This is a genomic window from Gemmata palustris, from assembly GCF_017939745.1.
GTDB lineage: Bacteria > Planctomycetota > Planctomycetia > Gemmatales > Gemmataceae > Gemmata > Gemmata palustris.
In genome coordinates, this window is sequence record NZ_JAGKQQ010000001.1 from 2,639,484 (window position 1) to 2,660,191 (window position 20,708).

Here is a 20,708-nt window from a genome sequence, read left to right on the forward strand (position 1 = left end):
GCCCGCGTGCCCCGGCGCCGCTGGCACGATTTTCCCCACGCCCTGTTCCTACGGAGATCCGGTTTGATTCGCACGGAGTTCCCGGTGACGCGCCGTTCCGAGATTCGCAAGATCGCTTTCGTCGGCGACTACCTGCCGCGGAAGTGTGGGATCGCCACGTTCACGCACGACATGCACGCCTCGGTCGCCGCCCGCTACCCCGATGCCGAGTGCTTCGTGGTTCCGGTCAACGACCGCCCCGAGGGGTACGACTACCCGCCGGAGGTTCGGTTCGAGATCGAAGAACAGAATCTGGACAGTTACCTCCGAACGGCCGACTTCCTGAACTTCGCGAACACCGACGTCGTCTGCCTCCAACACGAGTACGGGATCTACGGCGGCACCTCGGGCAGTCACGTCCTCGGTCTCGTTCGCGACCTCCGCATGCCGGTCGTCACGACCCTTCACACCGTGCTGCGCGAACCGAACGACGATCAAAAGCGCGTGCTCACGGAACTCGCCACCTTGTCCGCGCGCGTCGTGGTCATGACCGAACGCGCGCGGTCATTTCTGCGCGAGATCTACGACGTTCCCGAAGCGAAGATCGACCTGATCGCACACGGCATCCCGGACACGCCGTTCGTCGATCCGAACCCGTTCAAAGAGCAGTTCGGGGTCGAGGGGCGCTTGGTGGCGCTCACGTTCGGGCTGCTTTCGCCGAACAAGGGCATCGAGCACGTGCTCCGGGCGATACCGGAGATCGTTAAATCGTTCCCCAACTTCGTCTACATCGTGCTGGGCGCGACACACCCGGCCCTGGTTCGAGAGCAGGGCGAGCGGTACCGCCTGAGCTTGGAGCGGCTCGCGCGGAACCTGGGAATCGGCAAGCACGTGATCTTCTACAACCGGTTCGTCGAACTGCAGGAGCTGACCGAGTTCATCCGGACCGCCGACGTTTACGTGACCCCGTACCTGAACGCGGCGCAGATCACCTCGGGCACACTGGCCTACGCATTCGGGTGCGGCAAGGCGGTCGTCTCGACCCCCTACTGGCACGCGGAAGAGCTGCTGGCCGACGGGCGCGGCGAAATCGTTCCCTTCGCCGACCCGGGAGCGCTCGCGCGCGCGATCCGCGGACTGCTCGGTGACGAACCGCGCCGCACGGCAATGTGCGAACGGGCGTACCGCTTGGGCCGGGAGATGATCTGGGAGCAGTCGGCGCGCCACTACATGGAGTCGTTCCAGTTGACGCGCCTCGGGCGCCAGCACCAGCCGTGTAAGCCGCTCGCCGTGCGAACGCTCGCCGAGCAGCACGCCGACTTACCCGACTGGCGGCTCGATCACCTCGTGCGGATGTCCGACGCCACCGGGATGCTCCAGCACGCGACGCACACCATTCCCAACTTCGACGAGGGGTACTGCACCGACGACAACGCCCGCGCCCTGTTGCTGACGGTGCTCCTGGACGAACTCGGGCAGGGCGGGCCGGAGATCGAGCGCCTGGCGACGCGGTACGCCGCGTTCCTCCAGGCGGCGTTTAACCCGGCGACGAAACGGTTCCGCAACTTCCTGGGGTTCGACCGGCGCTGGCTCGAAGAGGTCGGGTCGGACGACTCGCACGGGCGCGCGCTCTGGGCGCTGGGCACCTGCGTGGGCCGGTCGCGGCGCCCCGATCTGCCCGCGTGGGCGGCCGGGCACTTCGAGCGCGCGCTACCGGCGATCCTGGAGACGACCTCGCCCCGGGCCTGGGCGTTCAGCCTCCTCGGTATCCGCGAGTACCTCCGCCGGCTCGGTGGGGACCGGCTCGCGGCGCAGGCCCGGGACACCCTCGTCGCGCGGCTGCTCGACATTTACGACCGGACGACCACCCCCGAGTGGCCGTGGTTTGAAGAGATCCTCAGTTACGACGTCGCCCGGTTGCCTCAAGCATTGATCGCCAGTGGTCACGAGAGCGGGAACGCCCGCGCGGTGGAGGTGGGCCTGCAAGCCCTGACCTGGCTGGTCAAGGTCCAGACCGCTCCGCAGGAGCACTTCCGGGCGATCGGCTCCAACGGGTTCTACCGCAAGGGGCACGCCCCCGCACGCTTCGACCAGCAGCCGGTCGAGGCGTGTGCGACGGTCTCCGCGTGCCTGGAGGCGTACCGCGTTACCGCGGACGCGAACTGGCTGAACGAGGCCCGCTCCGCGTTCGAGTGGTTCCTGGGGCGCAACGACCTGGGCCAAGAACTGTACGACCCGCGGACCGGCGGGTGCGGCGACGGGCTCCAGGAGGACCGGATCAACCGGAACCAGGGGGCCGAATCGACGCTCGCGTTCCTGCTCTCCCTCGCCGAGATGAACCTGCTGGAAAGCTCACTGGCGGCGTTCCGTCAGGCGCGGTAGGGTGCCACACCGGGAAGGATGAAGGACGAAACGCCCTTCGGCCCCTGGTCGAGTGGGCACGGGACCGGTCCGCGGATCACGGACCGGTTGTCTGGCACTCTATTTCATCCTTCATCCTCCGTCTTTCAGCTTTAGAAATATGGACGTCAAGCGCACCGGGGTCACCCTCCGGCCCACCAATTCCCGCGTCGTGATCCGGCCGTTCGAGGTACCGAACGACAACCGCGTCGAGAAGATCATCGCCCGCGTCGCGGCGCTCGCCGAGGCGGACGTCGAGCGGCTGCTGGAGGGCGTGATGCAGGACTTCCGCCTGCGCCACCAGCGCACCCGCGAGTTCTTCCTGCACCGGTTCGAGCAGGTCCGCAAACACCTGCTGACCGACCAACCGCTCAGCGAGAACCGGCGCCTGCTCATCGGCTCGTACTTCACACTGGAGTACGCGCTGGAATCGGCGGCGCTGTTCAACCCGTCGATGGTGTGGCACCCCGATCAGTCGGGCCTGCCCGTGGGGAGCCGCCGGTTCATTGTCAGCCTGCGGGCGACCGGTGAGGGGCACATCTCGTCGATCACGTTTCGGTCCGGTGTGATCGACTCCGCGAACCAGATCAAGATCGACGAGCCGACGCGGTTCGTGGTGGCCCCGGACCTGGTCCCGAACGTCCTCTACGAAAAACCCCTATTCTACCGCAAATTGACCGAACTGGGGATCGATGGGCCGTTCACCGATCTGGTCATGGCCGCGCTGGGCGAGACGTTCCCGCTCGACGACCTGAGCCGCGCGGTGCGGAACGTGTTGCGCCACAACCGGGCGCGGCAGCACGAGTTCGAGCCGATCGCGCAGACGATGGTGGTGCTGGCGCGGGCCAACTACGAGGTCCGCTTCGACGCGCGGTTGAACGTGTCGGAGCGGATCATCTTCCCGTCGTCGCCGACCGAGACCAACGGCATCGAGGACGCGCGGTTCGTGCGGTTCACGCACCCCGACGGGCGCGCCTGTTACTACGCCACCTACACCGCTTACGACGGCCGGGTGACGCTCCCGCAGATGCTCGAAACCGAAGACTTCCTGCACTTCAAAGTGAGCACACTGAACGGGCCGGAGGTGAAGAACAAGGGGTTCGCACTGTTCCCGCGCATGGTCAACGGGCAGTACGCGATGCTGTCGCGCCAGGACAACGAGAACATCTTCCTGATGTACTCGGACATGCCGCACTTCTGGTACACGAAGGAGTTGCTCGCGAAGCCGACGTACCCGTGGGAGTTCGTGCAGTTGGGGAACTGCGGGTCACCGATCGAGACGGAAGCCGGGTGGCTGGTGCTGACGCACGGGGTGGGTCCGATGCGGAAGTACGCGATGGGGGCGTTCCTGCTCGACTTGAACGACCCGGCGCGGGTGATCGGTCGGCTGGAGGCGCCGTTGCTCGAGCCCAACGCGGACGAGCGCGAGGGCTACGTGCCGAACGTCGTCTACAGTTGCGGTGCGGCCCTGCACGGGCGCGAGCTGGTCATTCCCTACGCGATGTCGGACTACGCGAGCACGTTCGCCACCGTTCCACTCGACGACGTGCTCAACGCCATGACACGGGCGTGAAACGGTACCGTTAGTCCGCGGTGCTCATCGCGGCGAGCAGGTCCGCTAAAGAAAATTCCGCGATTGCGGTGACCGCATCGGCGGCACCGTAGTAGACGAGCACCGATTCCCCGTCCCGTACCAGACCGGTCGGGAAGACCACGTTCGGCACGAAGCCCGTGCGCTCGAAATCGGTCTCGGGGCGCATGAACGGCTCCGCGGTCCGCTTCAGTACGCGGGTCGGATCGTTCGCATCGAGCAAAAGCGCACCGCCGTAATAGGTGCCGACTTCGCCCGGGCGCGTGGGGCGCTGGTTCCCGTGGTAGATCGCGAGCCACCCGTCCGGGACGCGAACCGGAGGTGGCCCCGCGCCCACGCGCCCGGATTGCCACTCCCCTCCCGATAGTGTCAGCGGAGTGTGCGCGCCCCAGTGAATCAAGTCGGGCGACCGCGCCACCCACATCTCGGGTCGGGTGAACGGCGTACCGCAGACCGGGCGGTGCAGAGCCGTGAAGTTCCCACCGACCGGTTCCGGGAACAGGACAACATCTTTGTTCTCGGGGCAGAAAATCACCCCGTGGCGCTCGAACGTGCGGAAGTCGGAGGTGCTCGCGAGTGCGGTCGCCGGACCGTGGCGCGACACCGCGACGTAGGTGAAGTAGAACCGGTCGTTCACCGCCGTGATGCGCGGGTCTTCGACCCCGAACTCTTCGAGTTCGCTCTGCGGGCCGAACGTAACTCCCGTGGCTTCGCGGACCGATCGGCCGTCCCCGCAGCGAACGACGCAGAGGTGCGAAATGAACGTGAGCCGCACCAATCCGTCGGACTTCCGTCGGACCACGCGCGGGTCGACGATGTCGAGTTCCGCGTCGGGCACCCAATCGACCATCAACCCTTCGACCGCGTCCCAACGGGGCAAACCGGTGAAGCCGGGGCGCACCTCGCGCGGGCGCTCGGCCACTCGCACCAGGAGCACGACCTCGTCACCCGCGCGAACCGCACCCGGGTTGAAGGCGCCGACAACCTCGAAGTCGGCGCGCGACGCGCGCAGGTCTTCGGGCCGGAGCAGGAGTCGCGTGGAGAGTCGCTGAAGGGTCATGGCTCGGTTCCGCGCCCTCGGCGGGCGCTCGTTCGTTATCAGTCGCGGCAAGGAACTCAGTTCGCGCAGCAGAAAACCTGCCCCGGACACAACCTCTGGAGCCAATGCGTTTTCGGATAATCGGAGATCAGTAGCGGTCGCCCGATTCGCTCCGGCTTTCTCACCCAAGCCCCGGACCGCGTGCCCTTTGGTTGTGGGCACCAGAGCGATGATGCGGGGGCGCGGACGTCGAGCGCGGCCCGCGGGAATACGTTCAGCGACCACATGTGGTCGCTGAAACCTCGGCTCTGAACCCGCAAGGCAATACGGTCGGATCTCAATCGATCGGTGATTATTCCGCCTTCCCGGCGAGTGCGGCTTCTTTCGTCGGCCCGAAGCCCACGTTCGACTCGGACTCGTACCGCACCTCGTTCCCGTTGAACTTCAGGCGCACGGTAGTGACGAACGGCGTTTCCGTGAAACAGATTTTCGCCGTCAGCGTGTCGTCCGCGGTCCAGGCGCAGGCCGCCGCGGACGGCTGCTCGGCGATGCGCCCCCACGCCGTGCGGCCCTTCACCCACGCCCCGGCCCCGCACTCGATGCGCCGGTCCGCGCCCCCGACGCGCGCCACCAGCGTAACCGCGCCGTCCTTTCCGCCTTCGAGCGTTACCGACTCCAGTTTCGCGTCGTTGCTCGGGAACACGAACTTCTTGCCCGCGACTTTGGGCGCGGTCCCCTTCCCTTCTGGTACGTGCAGGGTCAGCCCCTTCAGAGTGCTCGCCAGCTTCTTGGCGGCCTCCTCATCGGGCGTCAGCGCGCCCGGCTTCATCGCCGGGAGGAGTTTGTCCCAGACCAGGTTCAGAACGGCCTGCATGTCCTTCACGCCGGCGGTGATGGCAATGACCGCGTCCTGTTCGGGGAGCACGATGCAATACTGGCCGAAGGCACCGTCGCCGCGGTAGGCCCCGTTGCGGCACCGCCAGAACTGGTACCCGTACCCCTGGTCCCAGTCGCTCTTCGGGCTGCTCCCGTTGGACGTTTGCCGGGCGGTTGCTGCATCGACCCACGCTTCCGGCACGAGTTGTTTGCCGTTCCACTTGCCCTTTTGCAGGTAGAGTTGGCCGAACTTGGCGATGTCCTCGGTCCGCACGCTCAGACCGTACCCGCCGGTCGAGATCCCCTGCGGGCTGGTTTCCCAGGTCGGCTTCGCGATGCCCAGGGGGTCGAAGAGGCGCGGCTTCAGGTAATCGAGCACGGTCTGGCCGGTCGCCTGCTGAACCGCGGCCGAAAGCATGTACGTGGCCGACGTGTTGTACAGGAAGTGCGTACCCGGCTTGAACGGGACCGTCTGGGCGAGGAACGTCTTGGCCCACGACTCGCCCGCCTTGCGCGGCGGTTCGGTCTGGTGCCCGGTGGACATGCGGAGCAGGTCGCTCAGGCGCATGTTCTTAAGGTTGGTGGAGGGATCGGCCGGGGCTTCGTCGGGGAAAAACTTCAGCACCGGGTCGTCCGTGCTCAGTTTCCCCTCGGCCGCGGCCAGCCCGACCGCCGTCGAGGTGAAGCTCTTGCTCAGCGAGAACAGCATGTGCGGCGTTTCAGCCGCGTATGGCCCCCACCACCCCTCGGCGACGACGTGACCGCGGCGCACGAGCATGAAGCTGTGGAGCCCATCAATGTCCTTGTCGGCCGCTTCGATGAACGCGCGGACGGCCGGGGACGAGACGCCCTGGGCCTCGGGGCTGCTGCGCGGCAGGTCCGCCCCGACCGCGGGGACCGCAGTCAGTGCGAACAGAGCGACGCCGGCGAGAGTTCTCATAGCGTGGCCTCGGAAGAGGGTGGGAAGAGCGCCCCGCGTGCCGAACTCGGGAGCCGCACACGGGACGTCATCGGCTTAGCCCCCGGGACCGACCGCGGCCAGATGGCTCCATTCGTGCGTCATTATGAACAACCGTCCAGAACCGAACTCGTTCGGACATTTTTTCGATTTCCCATTTCGGTTTTCGGCGCCGCCGTTGGCTACTAAAGGAGAGTGAAGAGAACTACACATTCGGAGGGGTCATGGGCCGGGACGTTCCCCGCGGGCTCGCTCACCACATCCGCGACCTGACCGGGTTGTGGCGGGCCGATCCGCGCGCCGACGGCGAACTGCTCTCCGCGTTCGTTGGCGGTGACGGGGGCGCGTTCGCGGTACTGGTGGTCCGTCACGGCAAGCCCGTATGGGCGACGTGCCAGCGCGTTCTCGGCAACGAGGCGGACGCCGAAGATGCGTTCCAGGCGACGTTTATTGCTCTCGCGCGAAAGGCCTCTCAGGTCCGTTCCGAATCGGTCGCCGGGTGGCTGCAAAAGGTGTCGCGCGAAGTCGCTCTCAACGCGCGCAAAGCCGCCCAGCGCCGCGACGCGGCCCAATCGCGCCTGTGTGAACGTGCCGTTCCGCAAAACGAAGACGCACTGGACGAAGAACTGCGTGCGGCCGTCACCGAGGAAGTTTCGCGCTTACCCGAGCGGCTCCGGGTTCCGCTCACGCTGTACTACGTCGAAGGGAAAACGCAGGCCGAAGTCGGCCGCATCCTCGGGGTCACCGATCGCGCTGCGGCCCACCGCCTGAAGCAAGGCGTGAAGCTCCTGCGGGACCGCCTCGCCCGGCGCGGGGTCGCGGTCGCGGCCAGTGCCCTGGCCGCCGTTCTCGGTAACGTCCCGATCGCGGCCGCGGTCCCGAACGGCTTGGTCGCGCACACGACCCAGATGGCCCTGGCGATTGCCGCGGGCGCGCCCGCACAAACGACGGCGGCTCAACTCGCTCTCGGCGTAACTCAAACAACGACGTGGACGCGGTTGAAGTTGTGTTCGCTCCTGCTGATTCCGGCACTGAGCACGATCGTCGGGGCCGTTTTTCTCTCTCAACACCCCACCCGGGCAGCCGGGCCAGAAGCACCGGCCCCTCGGCCCGTTGGCACTTCTGCCGAAGGCACGCGAACCGACCGGTTCGGCGATCCGCTACCCGCGGGGGCACTCAGCCGGCTCGGAACTCTCCGATTTCGTACCGGCAATCCCGGCGGCGTATCGAGCGTCGCCTTCGGTCCCGCGAGCAAGTTCCTGATCTCGGCTCACGGGAACGACACGGTTCACTTCTGGGAACCGGAAACCGGGCGCGAGGTGCGCAAACTCGATGCACCCACATCGTGCTGGAGCGTGAGCACCACGCAAGACGGGAAGCGGTTGGTCGCGGTGGGGATCAAAGAGGTGTGGGCCTGGGATCTGACGGGTGACGCACCGAAAGTTCTCTGGAAGGCGGCATCAAAGAGTCCCGGTCCGAGCACCGTCGAGTTTTCCCCCGACGGCAAGCTGATCGCTTGCGGCGGCGATTCGGGGCGCGAGGTCCGTCTGCTCGATGCGACGACGGGGGCCACCGCACACACACTGTCCGGGCGCGGGTGCCGGTTCGCGTTCTCCGCGGATTCCAAACTCCTCGCGTCGTGGACGTGGTCCCCCGCGGCCGAGGTGAGCGTGTGGGATCTGACGACGAGCACCAAGCGGCACACCCTGACGGCCGGTGAGGGTAAAGAGATCGTCAGTTCCGTCACCTTCTCCCCGGACGGAAAAGCGCTCGCTACGGCCGGACAGGATCGGCACCTGCGCGTGTGGGATACCGAAAAAGGCACGGAGCAGCACCGCCTCGCGGACGACGCCGCCCCGCACGCATTCATCAGTTTCGCGCCGGACGGCCGAACGCTGATCGAGATCGGAGGGGGCCGAATTCGTTACTGGAACCCCGCAACCGGGCGCTCGGTCAAGCAATCGGTGAAGACCTCGGAAAGTGCGTGGTCCACGATCTACCGTTTGTCGGCCGATGGTACCCGCGCAGCAGCGGCTTGGCCCTTCGGAGTCGGGCTCTGGGACACCAAGACCGGCCGGGAGCTGGGTGCCGTGGCGGGGATGCCCGACGGGTTCATGCACCCCGTCATGTTTTCGCGCGACGGCTCGGCGCTCGCGACCGCGGCCTACAGCGAGGCCGCGGGGGGCACGATTCACGTATGGGACGCGGCCGACGGCCGGCTCCGGCGCCAGATCACGGTCGCTCCGCGCCAAATGGTGTGGGGAATCGATTTGAACGGCGACGGAACGTTGTCCGCCTCGCTCGGCTCTCTGATCGACCTCCCGCCGAAGCCGCCGGAACGGATCGCCCGCTGGGACGCGGGCACGGGAGCGGGCCGCCCGGACCTGAGCTTGCCCGCCGACACGCGATCCGTCGCGTTCGCGCCCGGAGGGAAGCTCCTGGCCGTCGCCGGGCCGACCGGCGTCGCCCTGTACGACCGCACGACCGGGCGCGAAGTGAAGAAACTTTCGGGCCGGTGTAACGCGGAGAGCATGGCGTTCTCGGCGGACGGGAAATCACTGGCCGCGCTCGACCGAGAAGCGGGCCGGGTCACCATCTGGTCGCTGCCGGACGGCCGGGAACGGCACTGGTCCCCCGCCACGCCCAAGAACGGGAAGCCCCCACAGCTCCGTTCCCCGGTCGCGCTGTCCGCCGACGGGCGGTTGCTCGCCGTGGGTGCGTCCGAACCACAGGACGCCATTCGGGTGATCGATGTGGCCACCGGCACGGACCTTCTGCCGCTCGACGGGCGCACGTTCGGGTGGGCGTTCCAGGAGTTCGCGTTCGCCCCGGACGGCCGAACGCTCGCCTCGGCCGGTTCCGACGGCGTCGTGAGAGTTTGGGAAATTGTGAGCGCCCGCGAGCGCTACCGGTTCACCGGGCACCGCGCCGCGGTTCTAGGGGTCGCGTTCAGCTCCGATGGTCGGCGCCTGGCCTCATCGAGCATGGACAGCACGGTGCTGGTCTGGGACGTGTCCGCGCCGCAACACCCGGCCCCCGCGACACGAGCAACAGCGGACCAGCTCTGGGCCGCGCTCACCGGGGCCGATGCGACCGCAGCGCACCGGGCGATCGCGTCTCTGGCGGCGGCACCGGACACGGCCGTGCCGCTTTTGAAAGAGCGTTTGAGCGCGTCACCGGTGCCGGCCGAACAGCTCCAACAATGGGTCGCCGATCTCGGGTCCGATCAGTTCGCGGTGCGTGAGGCCGCGACCAAAGAACTCGCTCAACGTGCATCGCAGTTAGAAGGCGAATTGCGAAGCGCCCTGGCCGACACGACGTCCCCAGAGGCACGCGCGCGGTTGAAGAACCTCGTTGCCGGTATCGGGCCGAGTTCGCCGGCTAACCGAGCGACCGTGCGGGGCATCGAAGCTTTGGAGCAAATGGCGCGCGGCCCGGCGGCCAAACAACTGCTCCAGGAACTCGCGAAGTTACCCGCCGACAGCGTGGCCGGCCGCGAAGCCCGGTCCGCTTGCCGCCGACTCGCCGAGCCCCCACCGGGCCGGTGACCCAGAAGCGTCGTGTACTCGTTGTCCGGCCCTTCTCTCCGCGGGCCGGTCGCTGCCCCCGGCGCAATTGGCGCTGCGGGCGTTTCATTCAATTCGGGAGGGTTTCTTCCATGCTCGCGCCCAAGCGCACGGGGTTCACACTGATCGAGCTCCTGGTGGTGATCGCGATCATCGCCGTTCTGATCGGGCTCCTTTTACCGGCCGTTCAAAAAGTGCGCGCCGCGGCCGCGCGCCTCAAGTGCTCGAACAACCTTAAACAGATCGGACTGGCGGCGCACAACCTCCACGACTCCGAACAGGCGTTCCCCCAAGTCACCAAGGTCGGAACCTCGAAGGCCCCGGGCTACCTGACCGCGTTCATTGGTCTGCTCCCCTACATGGAGCAACAGCCGCTTTACCAGCAGTTCTACAACAAGGCGGTCGCGAAGGGTTCGCCGATGATGGGGGGCGTCGGGGACGGAGGAGCGAACTCGTTGGACGCCTCCGTGTTCGCGTCCTACGTCTGCCCGGCGGACGCGATCTCGAGTCAGGCGGTCGCACAAGTACCGGGAACCAACACCTACATCGGCCTGACGAGTTACCGCCTCGGGTACACCGGCGTGGACTCGAGCGACCCCGACTGGGGAACGGACGGCGTGATCTGCGACAAGGTGGTGCGGATCACCGACATCACGGACGGCACCTCGAACACGCTGATGCTCGGCGAGTTCTCCAACTTCGACCCGAACTGGGACGCCTGGTCCAACGTCATCGGGAGCGGTGGAATGCCGCTGACGGTCATGACGTCGGGGTGGGCGTACCCGTACTTCAACCCGCTCGGGTCGGCCTTCAATCCGCTCAACCCGTCCCTGCCGGCCGCGATCCCCGCCGACCCGTTCGCGGCCCAGTACCAACTCGTCGCGCGCCTCATGTCCTACGGGAGCCGGCACACCGGCGGGGCGAACTTCGTGCTGGCCGACGGGTCCGTGCGGTTCATCCCGAACTCGGTGAACAGCACCCCGGCGCTGCTTTCCAAACTCGGCACGCGGGCGCGCGGGGAGGTCGTCAATGTCGACTTCTAATCCGGCGCCGCGCGGGTCGAGGTCACGGTCCGCACAGGCCGTGCGCCGGGTGTCTCCGCTCGCCGCGCTCCTGGTTCTTCTGGCCGGCGGGTGTTCCAGTTCGGACACGCCTCTTGCGCCGGTTGAGGGGACGATCACGCGCAACGGCCGGCCGGTGGCGCACGCGCAGGTCACGTTCATGGTGGATGACGACGGCCGGGGACCGCGCGCGACGGGAGTTACGGACGAGGCCGGGCGATTCCGGCTGGCGACGGATGACGGCAAGGACGGGTGCCCCGTCGGGCGCCACCGGGTCTGCGTGATCGACACGACGGTCACGGCCGAGCGGTTCGGGATGGTCGCGAAGCGCCTCGCGCCCGACAAAGCCGCGCCGGTCAAACCGGCGGGAAAATCAACCCCGATCCCCCCGGCATACGGGCGGCCCGCGGAAACGCCGCTCCGAGCCGAGGTCCGGGCGGGCGCGCAGACGATCGACTTCCAGGTTCCGTGATTCCCGATTTCCGCGACACCAGGGCGCGTGCGATGCCCCGACGCAGAACGACTGTGATCGTCGTCCTGACTGCGAGCGCGGCCCTGGCCGCGTGGCTCTGTGCTCCATCGGCCGGGGCCGGATTTGTGTACGCGAGTCCGAACGGGAAACCGCTCCACCTCGACATTGACTACCCCACCGGCCCGGGACCACACCCGGTCGTTTTGTTCGCGCCGCACCGCGGAGATTGGGGACCGTCGTTTAAGCGCGACGACCGGTGCCACCGCATGGTGACGGCCCTCACGCGCCGCGGGTACGCGGTTGCCACCGTGCATTACCGGCTCGTGGGCGAGCACCAATTCCCGGCCCAAATCGAAGACGGTAAGTCCGCGGTCCGGTGGCTCCGGGCGAATGCCGCGCAACTCGGGTTGGTGACCGATCGAATCGGAGCGGTCGGGGTGTCGGCCGGCGGCTACGGGGTCTGTATGCTCGGAACGACCGGACCGGGAGACGGTTTCGATCCGCCCGGAGAAGACGCGACCGCTGCTCGCGTTCAGGCTGTAGTCGCGCTCGGTGCCCCGGCCGACCTCACCACCGCGGTTTCGCCGGTGGTGGAGCACCAGTACCTCCGCCCGTTCCTGGGCGCGCGATTCGCCGACGACCCGGCGCGTTACACCCGCGCGTCGCCGGGGACATACGCCTCCCCGGACGACCCGCCGTTTCTGCTCATCCACTCCGCGGGCGACGCGCTGATTCCGGTCGCCCAACCGCGGGCATTTGCCAACAAGTTGCGCGGAGCCGGAGTACCGGTCGAACTGGTCGAGGAAGAAGGCGTGGTCCACGTGTGGGGCGGGGAGCGCCTGGACCGGACGCTGGAGCGCGTGGGAACATTTCTCGACCGGCACTTGCGCGAGTGACGGGCCGTCCTTGTTGTGGTAGACGGCCCGAGAATCACTACGCCGCTTCGCCCGACGGAGCCACGGGTACCTCGCCCGATCGCTTCGGAGAGGTTTCCGCTTCGACCTCGTCGTGCGGTTCCGAAGGCGCTGCTGATTCTTCCGGCGCGACCACGGCTGCCGCCCGGCGCCCCACGAGCAGGACGACCAACCCGCACACTGCCGTGACCGCCAGGATGACGATGATCGGGAAGCTGTCGTGGGGCGTCGCGGCGCTGATGCCGACCGAGATCAGCGCGCCGAACCCGAGTTGGAAGAACCCGAGCAGCGCGGACGCGCTCCCGGCGTTCTTCGTAAACGGCGACAGTGCCAGAGCCGATGCGTTCGGGTTGGTCAACCCGATACACGCGAGGAACACGAACAGGAGCGCCAGTGTCTCATTCAGCCCCCACCACCCGGCCCCCGCCCCCGTCACAAAGACGATTGCCGTCACGACCTGACCGAGCAGCGCGCGAAGGAAGATCGTCTCACTCGTGGCCCAGCGGAGCAGGAGCACGTTCACCTGACTCGCGCCGATAAATCCCACCGCGAGGACGGCGAAGATGATGCTGAAGGTGCCTTCGCTGAGTCGGAACCCGCTGATGAAGATGATGGGCGAACCGGCCACGTAGGTGAACAGCCCCGCGAACGACAGCGCCCCGGCGAACGCATACGTCGCGAACCGCGGGTGCCGGAGAATGACCAGGTACTCCGCCAGGATCGGGCCGGGCTTCAGTGAGATACTGGTGTCCGGCTTGTGGCCCTCGGGCAACAGGAATTGGACCAGCGCCAGTACGACGCCCACAATGAACGCCATCACCAGAAACACGGACTTCCAACCCGCCGCTGCGACCATCACCCAGCCAATGCTCGGCGCCAAAAGCGGCGAGACCGCGATGAACAGGAACAGCCGCGACAGCACCCTGGCGCTGTCCTTCGCCGGGAAGAAGTCGCGCACCATCGCGATTGATGCGACCTGTGCGACGCACCCGCCGATCGCTTGAACGAACCGCAGCGCAATGAGCGTGTTCGCGTCGGGCGCCAGCGCGCACCCGATCGATGCGAGCACGAACAAACTCAACCCGAACAATAGGGGCCGCTTGCGCCCGAACCGGTCGAGGAGCGGGCCGTAAAACACCTGCCCCAGCGCGAGTCCGATAAAGTAACTTGACAGAGTGAGCGCGATGACCGTGGGCGGCACGGCGAGTTCCGCGGCGATCTGCTCGAACGCGGGCAGGTACATGTCGATGGCGAACGGGCTGATGACACTGAGGGCGCCGAGTAGTGAGATGATGAACAGGTGCGATCGCTGGGTCGGCAAGGGACTCCGCCTCCGTTGAAACGAGGAGCGCGCGACGATCCGGGGTTCCGGGCGCGGGTAACTTCTGAGAATAGTGCTCGGCCCCGGCGCGTCTAACAGTCCCGGCGCGATCCAAAACGGCTCACCGAACCGGGTCGGCGTCCCAGTGAACGCGGAACTCGATCTTGCCCTCGTCCTTCTCGCGCGGAACGGACAGGATGTACCCCACGCGCCGCCGCGCGTCCCACCGGAACACCCAGTTCCGCCCTGGCACCTTGGAACTCAACCGTGGGGTGTACCCCTCTTTCGCGTTGGGCAGCGAAACTTCGGCAAACGCCAGCGGCGCGAGCAGCCGCGCTTCCTCATCCGTCGTGAATAGTCCCGCGAGCCGCCCGCCCGGCCACATCTCGGCCTTGTACGGCGCCACTTCCGTTGGCGGGTAACGTTTTTCCGGCAGTGAGAGCGTGATCCGGTCCTTCACCACCTCGCACGCGAGCGCGGGCAGGGCGTCTTTGGGCGGTGCCGGCTTCGGCATCTTCAGTTCCGGGTCGCCCCAAATGGTGAACGTCCACGCGGCCCGCTTGTTCGCGCCGCTCATCTTGGCGCCGTCCCCGAGGCGTTTCGCCTTGAGGTCCATGTAGCACAAGAGGAAGTTCTTCGCGTGCCGCATGGAGGCGCCGGCGTTGCGCCCGTCATAGGCGAGTGAATCGAAGAACGCGAGCGTGAGCGCCCCGCCGGACCCGGAATACGTGCGGTTCGGGGTGCCGACCACGGCTGCGGCCCCGCGATCGAACAGCAGCGCGGATTCGTCCGGGTTCAGTGCCAAACAGCTCTGGAGGAAGATGAGCGACGGGCGGAGCGGCTCGGTCCACTTCGGCATCTCGAACTGATCGACCAGCGTGCGGTAGTGCCCCTCCCACAGAAACGCATCCTGTTCGGGGAGGGTTTCGCGCAACTCTTTCGCGGTGAGTTCGGTCTTACCGTAGCGACCGATAACCTTCCAACCCGCGTTCTCCAGTTCGCGCCCCGTGTTGCGCGAGAACGTTTCCAGGAGCGGCAGCCCGTCGCCGGGGTTGCTCGCGATGAGGATCTTCGGCGGCCCCGGCGCACGGGCCAGCAAGCGCGGGCGCGCGAGCAGAAGCGGAACAACCGCCCGGTCCGCGTGGAACAGCCGCCCGGCCGAGAGCGTGATGAGGTCGTCCGTCTCCGGAATCCACGGTTCCACGTCGATCTGCTCGTCCTTGCCCGCCGCCGGGTTCGCGCGCTTCACGAGCGGGATCGCGTTCGTGTCCGCGACCACGATAAGCACGTCCGCGCGGGCCGTGTCCTTCTCTTTGAGGGCCGCATTCACAACCGTGCCCGCGTCCTTGCCGTCGGTTCCGGTCAGCAACAGCGCCGCGCGCCGCTTCACCGCCACCCACGGGGCAAGCGCGGCATGCTTCTTCGCATCCGCCGGGTTCGCAAGCACGAGCGTCTCGATCTTCCCTTTACGCAGCAACTCCTTGCTGTGAGCCGCGGCCGTGGCCGCCGCGTCCGCGAGTTCGGTGACGCGCACGCCCTCCAGTTTCTTGCACGCATCGCGCGCCGCACCGACCGCGGTGATCTCCTTCGTGCCGCGGGCCGCGAGGAGTTCCTTGAGCCCCTTGATCGGGTCGTCGCCCTCGCGCAGCACGAACAGGGGAACGCGAAGCGCCCCCGCAAGGCACGCGGCCTGAAGCAATTCAGGAGCAGGTGTTCGTGGGGCGACCACCGCGCGCTCGGCCTTCGGGTACAGTGCCCATGCGAACGCGACCGGGTCGGCGACCGTGGGCCGCACGACCGGCTCGGCCACACCCCATCGCTTGGCCGCAACCAATCCCTCTGGGAACGTACCGACGGGCGTCACCGCAGCGGGTCGGAGCCGGTCGAAGTACGGTTTGACGATAGATTCCGTGCGCCCGGAGTCGAGGAGGAAGTCGGTGTCGGGCTGCGCTGCGGCGACCATCACCCCGAGGGCAACGAGATCCGGGTCCGGCACCGTGCCCACGAGAACGACGGCCCCGGCGCGCGCGGGTTCGGGCGCTGCGGCGCGGGCAACGGTCAATGGGTGCGAAAGCGTACCGAGGGTCGCGAACCCGATCAGCAAAGCGCGGGTCGAAAGACGGCGCATCACAACTCCTCCGGTTGATCGCAGCGGGTCACTTCTTGCTGAATTGCCGGTCCACGCGCTCGAGTTCGGGAGCGAGTCCGCGCGCGTTGGAAATTTGAATCGCCAGCCCCGGCCGAGCATTCGCTTCGAGTAACAGCGGGCCGCGGGTGCGATCGAGCACGATGTCTACTCCGATGTAGCCCATCTCGACCGCGCGGCTTACACGGCGCGACATTTCCAGAATCTCGGACCAGTAAGGGACCTGGAACCCGATCACGCTCTCTTTGGTGTCGGGGTGAATGTCGGCCTTCCGGTCCTTGAGAACCGCGTGGTGCGTTACCCCCGTGGTGATGTCCACACCGGCGCCGATCGCACCCTGGTGCAAGTTCGCGCGCCCGCCGGACGCCTTTGTTGGCAACCGGAGCATCGCCATCACCGGTTCACCGCGGTAGACGATCACCCGGATGTCGGCGGTACCCTGGTAGCTGATTTTCTCCAGCACCGGATCGGGAACCACGCGCTGTTGAATCAGCGCCTCGTCCTCGTTTCCGCCCAAAGAGAACAGCCCGGACACCACGCCGGAACAGTGCTGGCGCAGATCCTCCGCGGGCAGCACTGTTCCGTTGTGACGCACGTAATCCGGTCCCTTGCGCCCGGTAATCACGAGCACCCCGCGCCCGCCGGCCCCGCGGTTCGGCTTCACGACGAATTCGGCGTGTTTGTCCAGAATGCGGGGCAAGTGGCGGAGCGCGGAGTGGCTCACGAGCACCGCGTAGAGGTCGGGGGTGGGTACCCCGATCTTGCGGCAGAGGTCGTCCATCTTCCGCTTGCTGTCCACATACGGGAACCGCGCCCGCGGGTTGTAGTCGAGGATCACGCCGGCATTGCGGGCGTTCATGCCCAGCACCCCGGCGGCCTGCAACCCCTTCCACCGCGACCACCACGACATGAGAAGAACCCCCGTGATTAGGTGGATGCGGATCACACATCAAACAAAACGAACTGCGACCGCAAGGGAGCTGGTGCCTTAAGTGTGGTCCGCTCGCTCCGCGAGCGGTTGGCTCCCCCGGCCAGAGCGCTACGTTTCTCGCAGGGGTGGTGTTAAGTGTGGTCCGCTCGCTCCGCGAGCGGTTGGCCTCCCGAGTCGGAGCACTATCTCCACCAGGGAAGCCGCCCCGCTCGCGGAGCGAGCAGACCACACTTCACTTAACTCACCCACACCCCGTACCACGAATGTCAGCCCACTTTCGGGTCCGACTTCTTTTCGTCCGTAACCGGTTGCAGCTTGGCGTTCTCCGCTTGTTTCGCTGCGCCCTCATCGATCTTGGCCGGTTCGATCACGTCCTGGAACCGGTACAGTTCGGTCAGCCGATAACCCGTGTAGCGCCCGAGCAGGAGCAGTGCTGCGACCACGAGCCCGAGCATTTCCGGGAAGCGGAACACGGTTCGGCCCACCGCGTCCGGGCTGAGCGTCACCGCGACCACTGCGGCCACCCCGAGCGTGCCGATGAGCGTTTTGAACGACGACCACGAGCCGTCTTCCGCTTCGACCGTCCAGACCCGTTCCACCATGTGCGTCAGGATGACGAGCGGGAACAGCGACAGGTACCCGCTCACCTGCACCCCGTACCGGGCGCTCACCCCGAGCACCACGAGCAGGAAGGCGACGATCATTGTCAGCAGTACCGCGGCCCGCGGGATGAGCAGTAAGTGGAACTGATCGAGGATCTTGCGGAACACCCACCCAATGAGAACGGTGGCGGCGAAGATCCCCAGCCCCCATGCGAGGCTCCGCAAGTCGCGGAAGATGAGCCCCAGCAGCGCGGGACTAAACACGCCGAACGTGTGGTACCCGATCACGACCCGGATGAAACTCACCACCACGGTGGCAACCGGGAGCAGAACGATGAACCGCGCGAGGTGCTGTTCCGCCGGCGGGAGCGCGGCAAGCGACACTGCTCGCCAGAACGTTTGCATCCGCGATTCGCCTGCCGGGTGATCTGCGAGGGGGCGTGCAAACAGACTCACTCGCGGCGAACCGGGGCCGCTCACGATCGGCCCATCCCCGATCCGCACCACGAGGTAATTGGCCGGCCACCTGCGGTTCCCGAAGTGGTTGAAGGTCGGGTCGGCCGGCACCCAGTGCGGCTCCGGGCGCTCGGTCCCGCGCACCCACGCCTCCACCCACCGGTGCAACTTCGGTGGGGCGTTCGGGGTCAGTATCATCCCGCCAACAACGCGCGCGTGAATACCCTTCGCCCGACACAGTGCGACCAACAGTCGGCTCTTGCCGATGTCGTCGCCGCCCCTCGGTTTACCGTCCTTATCTTCCAAACAATCCGCAGCCGTCTGTTTGACGCCGTCCTGATAGGCGAGTGCGTTGACGTACTCAAAAAACGCACGGAACTGCTCGATCGGTTCGCCCGCGCCCAGATCATCGGCCAGTTCGCGCACCTCGCGCCGGTCGCTCTGAATGCGGGACGTGCTCTTGAGGGTTCGGTCCGGGGCTTTTGGCTCGGCATCGAGTTGTTTCGCGCGCCCGCCCATCGCGAGGGACGGGTTGTGCGCGCCGAGAAGAGCGTGAAACGAGTACGCGAGCCGGTACCCCTTGTCGGTAGTGGCGCCGGGGCTCGTCTTCCAAACGGCTTTTTCGCGCGGCCCCTTCGCCCCGGCGCGCCCCTCTGGGCGCGTCAGCTCTTTACTGCTCCACGACTCATCAGAAACGTGTTGCCGACGAAAGTCGGGCGGGGAGTACAACGTGAGGCGCGGCTCCGCTTTCGCCCCTTTTGCGTCCTTCTTCTTGGCCGGGAATTCACCTCGAACAGTAACGGTGATTTCCCAAACCGACGTCCCGGGCGGTCCGGCGTCCACGCCGCCGGTAGCGCGGCGCGTAAAAAAAACGGTCGCCGAGGCGATAATGAGAGCAAGAGCTGCAAATGCGGTAAGTCGGGTCCGTAACATCGATCCTCCGTCCTGGGAGTAATTCACCCGACCCGCAGCGAGTGTGGCGGCAATTTCAATGCCGCCCCTATTGAATCCTTCGTTCCCATGATACCATCTAACAACCCGCCCCAACACCCCACCCAAAAACCTCACCACTTCTTCAATCATGCGCAGCACACTGCTCGCAATCGCGTTCGTATTGCAGATTGCACCCACGCCCGCACTGGCCGCCGACCTTTCAATTCCGAACTGGGCCAAGAACCGCGATGAGCGGATGCCGGCCACGCGCGCCGCGCACCTCGCCACCCTCGGTTCCCCCGATTGGGTCGACGCCGGGTTCCGCGGCCAGAACGTGAAGGTTCTGGTGCTGGATACCGGGTTCCGCGGGTACCGCGACCAGCTCGGTAAATCGCTCCCGGCGAAGGTCACGGTCCACTCCGGGCGCAAGGACCGGAACCTGGAATTCAAAGACAGCCAGCACGGGATTCTGGTCGCGGAAGTGGTTCACGCGATCGCCCCGGACGCCGAACTGCTGTTGGCCAACTGGAACACCGAGGAGCCGGAAACGTTCCTCGACGCGGTGAAGTGGGCACGCGAGCAGGGCGCGAGGATCATCACCTGTTCGGTGGTCATGCCGAGTTGGAGCGACGGCGAGGGGAACGGCCCGATCCACAAGCGCCTGAGCGAACTACTCGGGGACGGCACCAAGCCGGGCGACCCGCTGTTCTTCTCGTGCGCGGGCAACACCGCCCGCCGGCACTGGTCCGGGACGTTCGCCCCGAACGCGGACGGGTTCCACGAGTGGACCGCGGGGGTATCGCTCAACGCGATCTCGCCGTGGTACGACGACCGCGTCGCGCTCGACCTGTGCTGGTCGGACCCGGGCGCCCGGTACCGGTTGGAAGTGATCGACACCGAAACGGGCAAACCGGCCGCGGGCGTGACCTACCGCGAACAGGCCGATCCGCCCGCGTCGGTGGCGCGGTTCATCCCGCAATCCAACAAATCGTTCGCGGTCCGCGTTCACCAGGAAAAGGGCAAGCCCGGCAAGTTCCACCTGAACTCACTCGCCTCGTACCTCGGCGAAACGCGGCTCGCCGGGAGCATCCCGTTCCCAGGCGACGGGCCGGAAGTGGTCACGGTGGGGGCCGTGAGTCTCGATCTGAAGCGCGCGTCCTTCAGTGCGTGCGGACCGAATTCGCCGCGCCCGAAGCCGGACGTGGTGGCCCCGATCCCGTTCGGCAGTTACACGCGATCGCAGCCGTTCAGCGGAACTTCGTGTGCCACTCCGCAGGGGGCGGCGTCCGCGGCGCTGTGCATTTCGCGTAACCCGGAATGGACCTCGGCGAAGGTGCGCGGGTACCTGACGGACTGGGCACGCGACCTCGGCCCCACCGGGCACGACTGCGAGACCGGGTACGGGCTGGTCCACTTACCCGCCCTCGCCCCCGCCCCGCACCCGCGCCCGGTGCGTTGATTCG

General features: G+C 66.8%; 13 protein-coding genes. 7 read left to right on the top strand and 6 right to left on the bottom strand.

The features are described 5' to 3' along the window. Positions 1–84: 84 nt before the first annotated feature. A complete protein-coding gene (locus J8F10_RS10810; protein WP_210653833.1) occupies positions 85–2,361 on the top strand; it encodes a glycosyltransferase family 4 protein in 2,277 nt (758 codons plus the stop codon). 139 nt (positions 2,362–2,500) lie between these two features. Next, complete coding sequence (locus J8F10_RS10815; protein WP_210653834.1) at positions 2,501–3,952, top strand: glycoside hydrolase family 130 protein; 1,452 nt, start codon at positions 2,501–2,503, stop codon at positions 3,950–3,952. Positions 3,953–3,962: 10 nt separating this feature from the next. On the opposite strand, the gene J8F10_RS10820 is transcribed toward J8F10_RS10815, so the two are convergent. Continuing rightward, positions 3,963–5,030, bottom strand: coding sequence for a glycoside hydrolase family 130 protein (locus tag J8F10_RS10820; protein WP_210653835.1), 1,068 nt, complete (start codon positions 5,028–5,030; stop codon positions 3,963–3,965). A 331-nt stretch (positions 5,031–5,361) separates the two neighbouring features. Beyond that, positions 5,362–6,825, bottom strand: coding sequence for a serine hydrolase domain-containing protein (locus tag J8F10_RS10825; protein WP_210653836.1), 1,464 nt, complete (start codon positions 6,823–6,825; stop codon positions 5,362–5,364). A 242-nt stretch (positions 6,826–7,067) separates the two neighbouring features. Between J8F10_RS10825 and J8F10_RS10830 the strand changes: the two genes are divergently transcribed. From J8F10_RS10830 to J8F10_RS10845, 4 genes are all read left to right on the top strand, one after another. Further along, positions 7,068–10,391: a sigma-70 family RNA polymerase sigma factor gene (locus J8F10_RS10830; RefSeq protein WP_210653837.1), complete on the top strand. Its 3,324-nt coding sequence runs from the start codon at positions 7,068–7,070 to the stop codon at positions 10,389–10,391. A 110-nt stretch (positions 10,392–10,501) separates the two neighbouring features. Beyond that, the gene (locus J8F10_RS10835) at positions 10,502–11,452 is read left to right on the top strand and encodes a DUF1559 family PulG-like putative transporter (protein WP_210653838.1); all 951 of its coding nucleotides are present in this window, start codon (positions 10,502–10,504) and stop codon (positions 11,450–11,452) included. Continuing rightward, positions 11,439–11,942: a carboxypeptidase-like regulatory domain-containing protein gene (locus J8F10_RS10840; protein ID WP_210653839.1), complete on the top strand. Its 504-nt coding sequence runs from the start codon at positions 11,439–11,441 to the stop codon at positions 11,940–11,942. The genes J8F10_RS10835 and J8F10_RS10840 overlap by 14 nt, the downstream gene beginning before the upstream one ends. A 32-nt stretch (positions 11,943–11,974) precedes the next feature. After that, positions 11,975–12,838: an alpha/beta hydrolase gene (locus J8F10_RS10845; protein WP_210653840.1), complete on the top strand. Its 864-nt coding sequence runs from the start codon at positions 11,975–11,977 to the stop codon at positions 12,836–12,838. 37 nt (positions 12,839–12,875) lie between these two features. Here the strand turns inward: J8F10_RS10845 and J8F10_RS10850 are convergent, their stop codons facing one another. The 4 genes from J8F10_RS10850 to J8F10_RS10865 form a co-directional block, all read right to left on the bottom strand. Beyond that, on the bottom strand, positions 12,876–14,177 hold the full coding sequence (locus tag J8F10_RS10850; RefSeq protein WP_210653841.1) for a multidrug effflux MFS transporter: 1,302 nt from the start codon (positions 14,175–14,177) through the stop codon (positions 12,876–12,878). 121 nt (positions 14,178–14,298) lie between these two features. Continuing rightward, positions 14,299–16,305 (bottom strand): C25 family cysteine peptidase, encoded by a 2,007-nt coding sequence (locus J8F10_RS10855; protein ID WP_210653842.1) that lies wholly within the window; start codon positions 16,303–16,305, stop codon positions 14,299–14,301. Between the two features lie 28 nt (positions 16,306–16,333). Beyond that, positions 16,334–17,233, bottom strand: a complete 900-nt coding sequence (locus tag J8F10_RS10860) for an alpha-L-glutamate ligase-like protein (RefSeq protein ID WP_210653843.1) — start codon at positions 17,231–17,233, stop codon at positions 16,334–16,336. Between the two features lie 287 nt (positions 17,234–17,520). Further along, complete coding sequence (locus J8F10_RS10865; RefSeq protein WP_210653844.1) at positions 17,521–19,245, bottom strand: 7TM domain-containing protein; 1,725 nt, start codon at positions 19,243–19,245, stop codon at positions 17,521–17,523. Between the two features lie 148 nt (positions 19,246–19,393). Here J8F10_RS10865 and J8F10_RS10870 point away from each other — a divergent pair, with 148 nt between their 5' ends. After that, on the top strand, positions 19,394–20,704 hold the full coding sequence (locus tag J8F10_RS10870) for a S8 family serine peptidase (protein ID WP_210653845.1): 1,311 nt from the start codon (positions 19,394–19,396) through the stop codon (positions 20,702–20,704). The last annotated feature ends 4 nt before the right edge of the window (positions 20,705–20,708 follow it).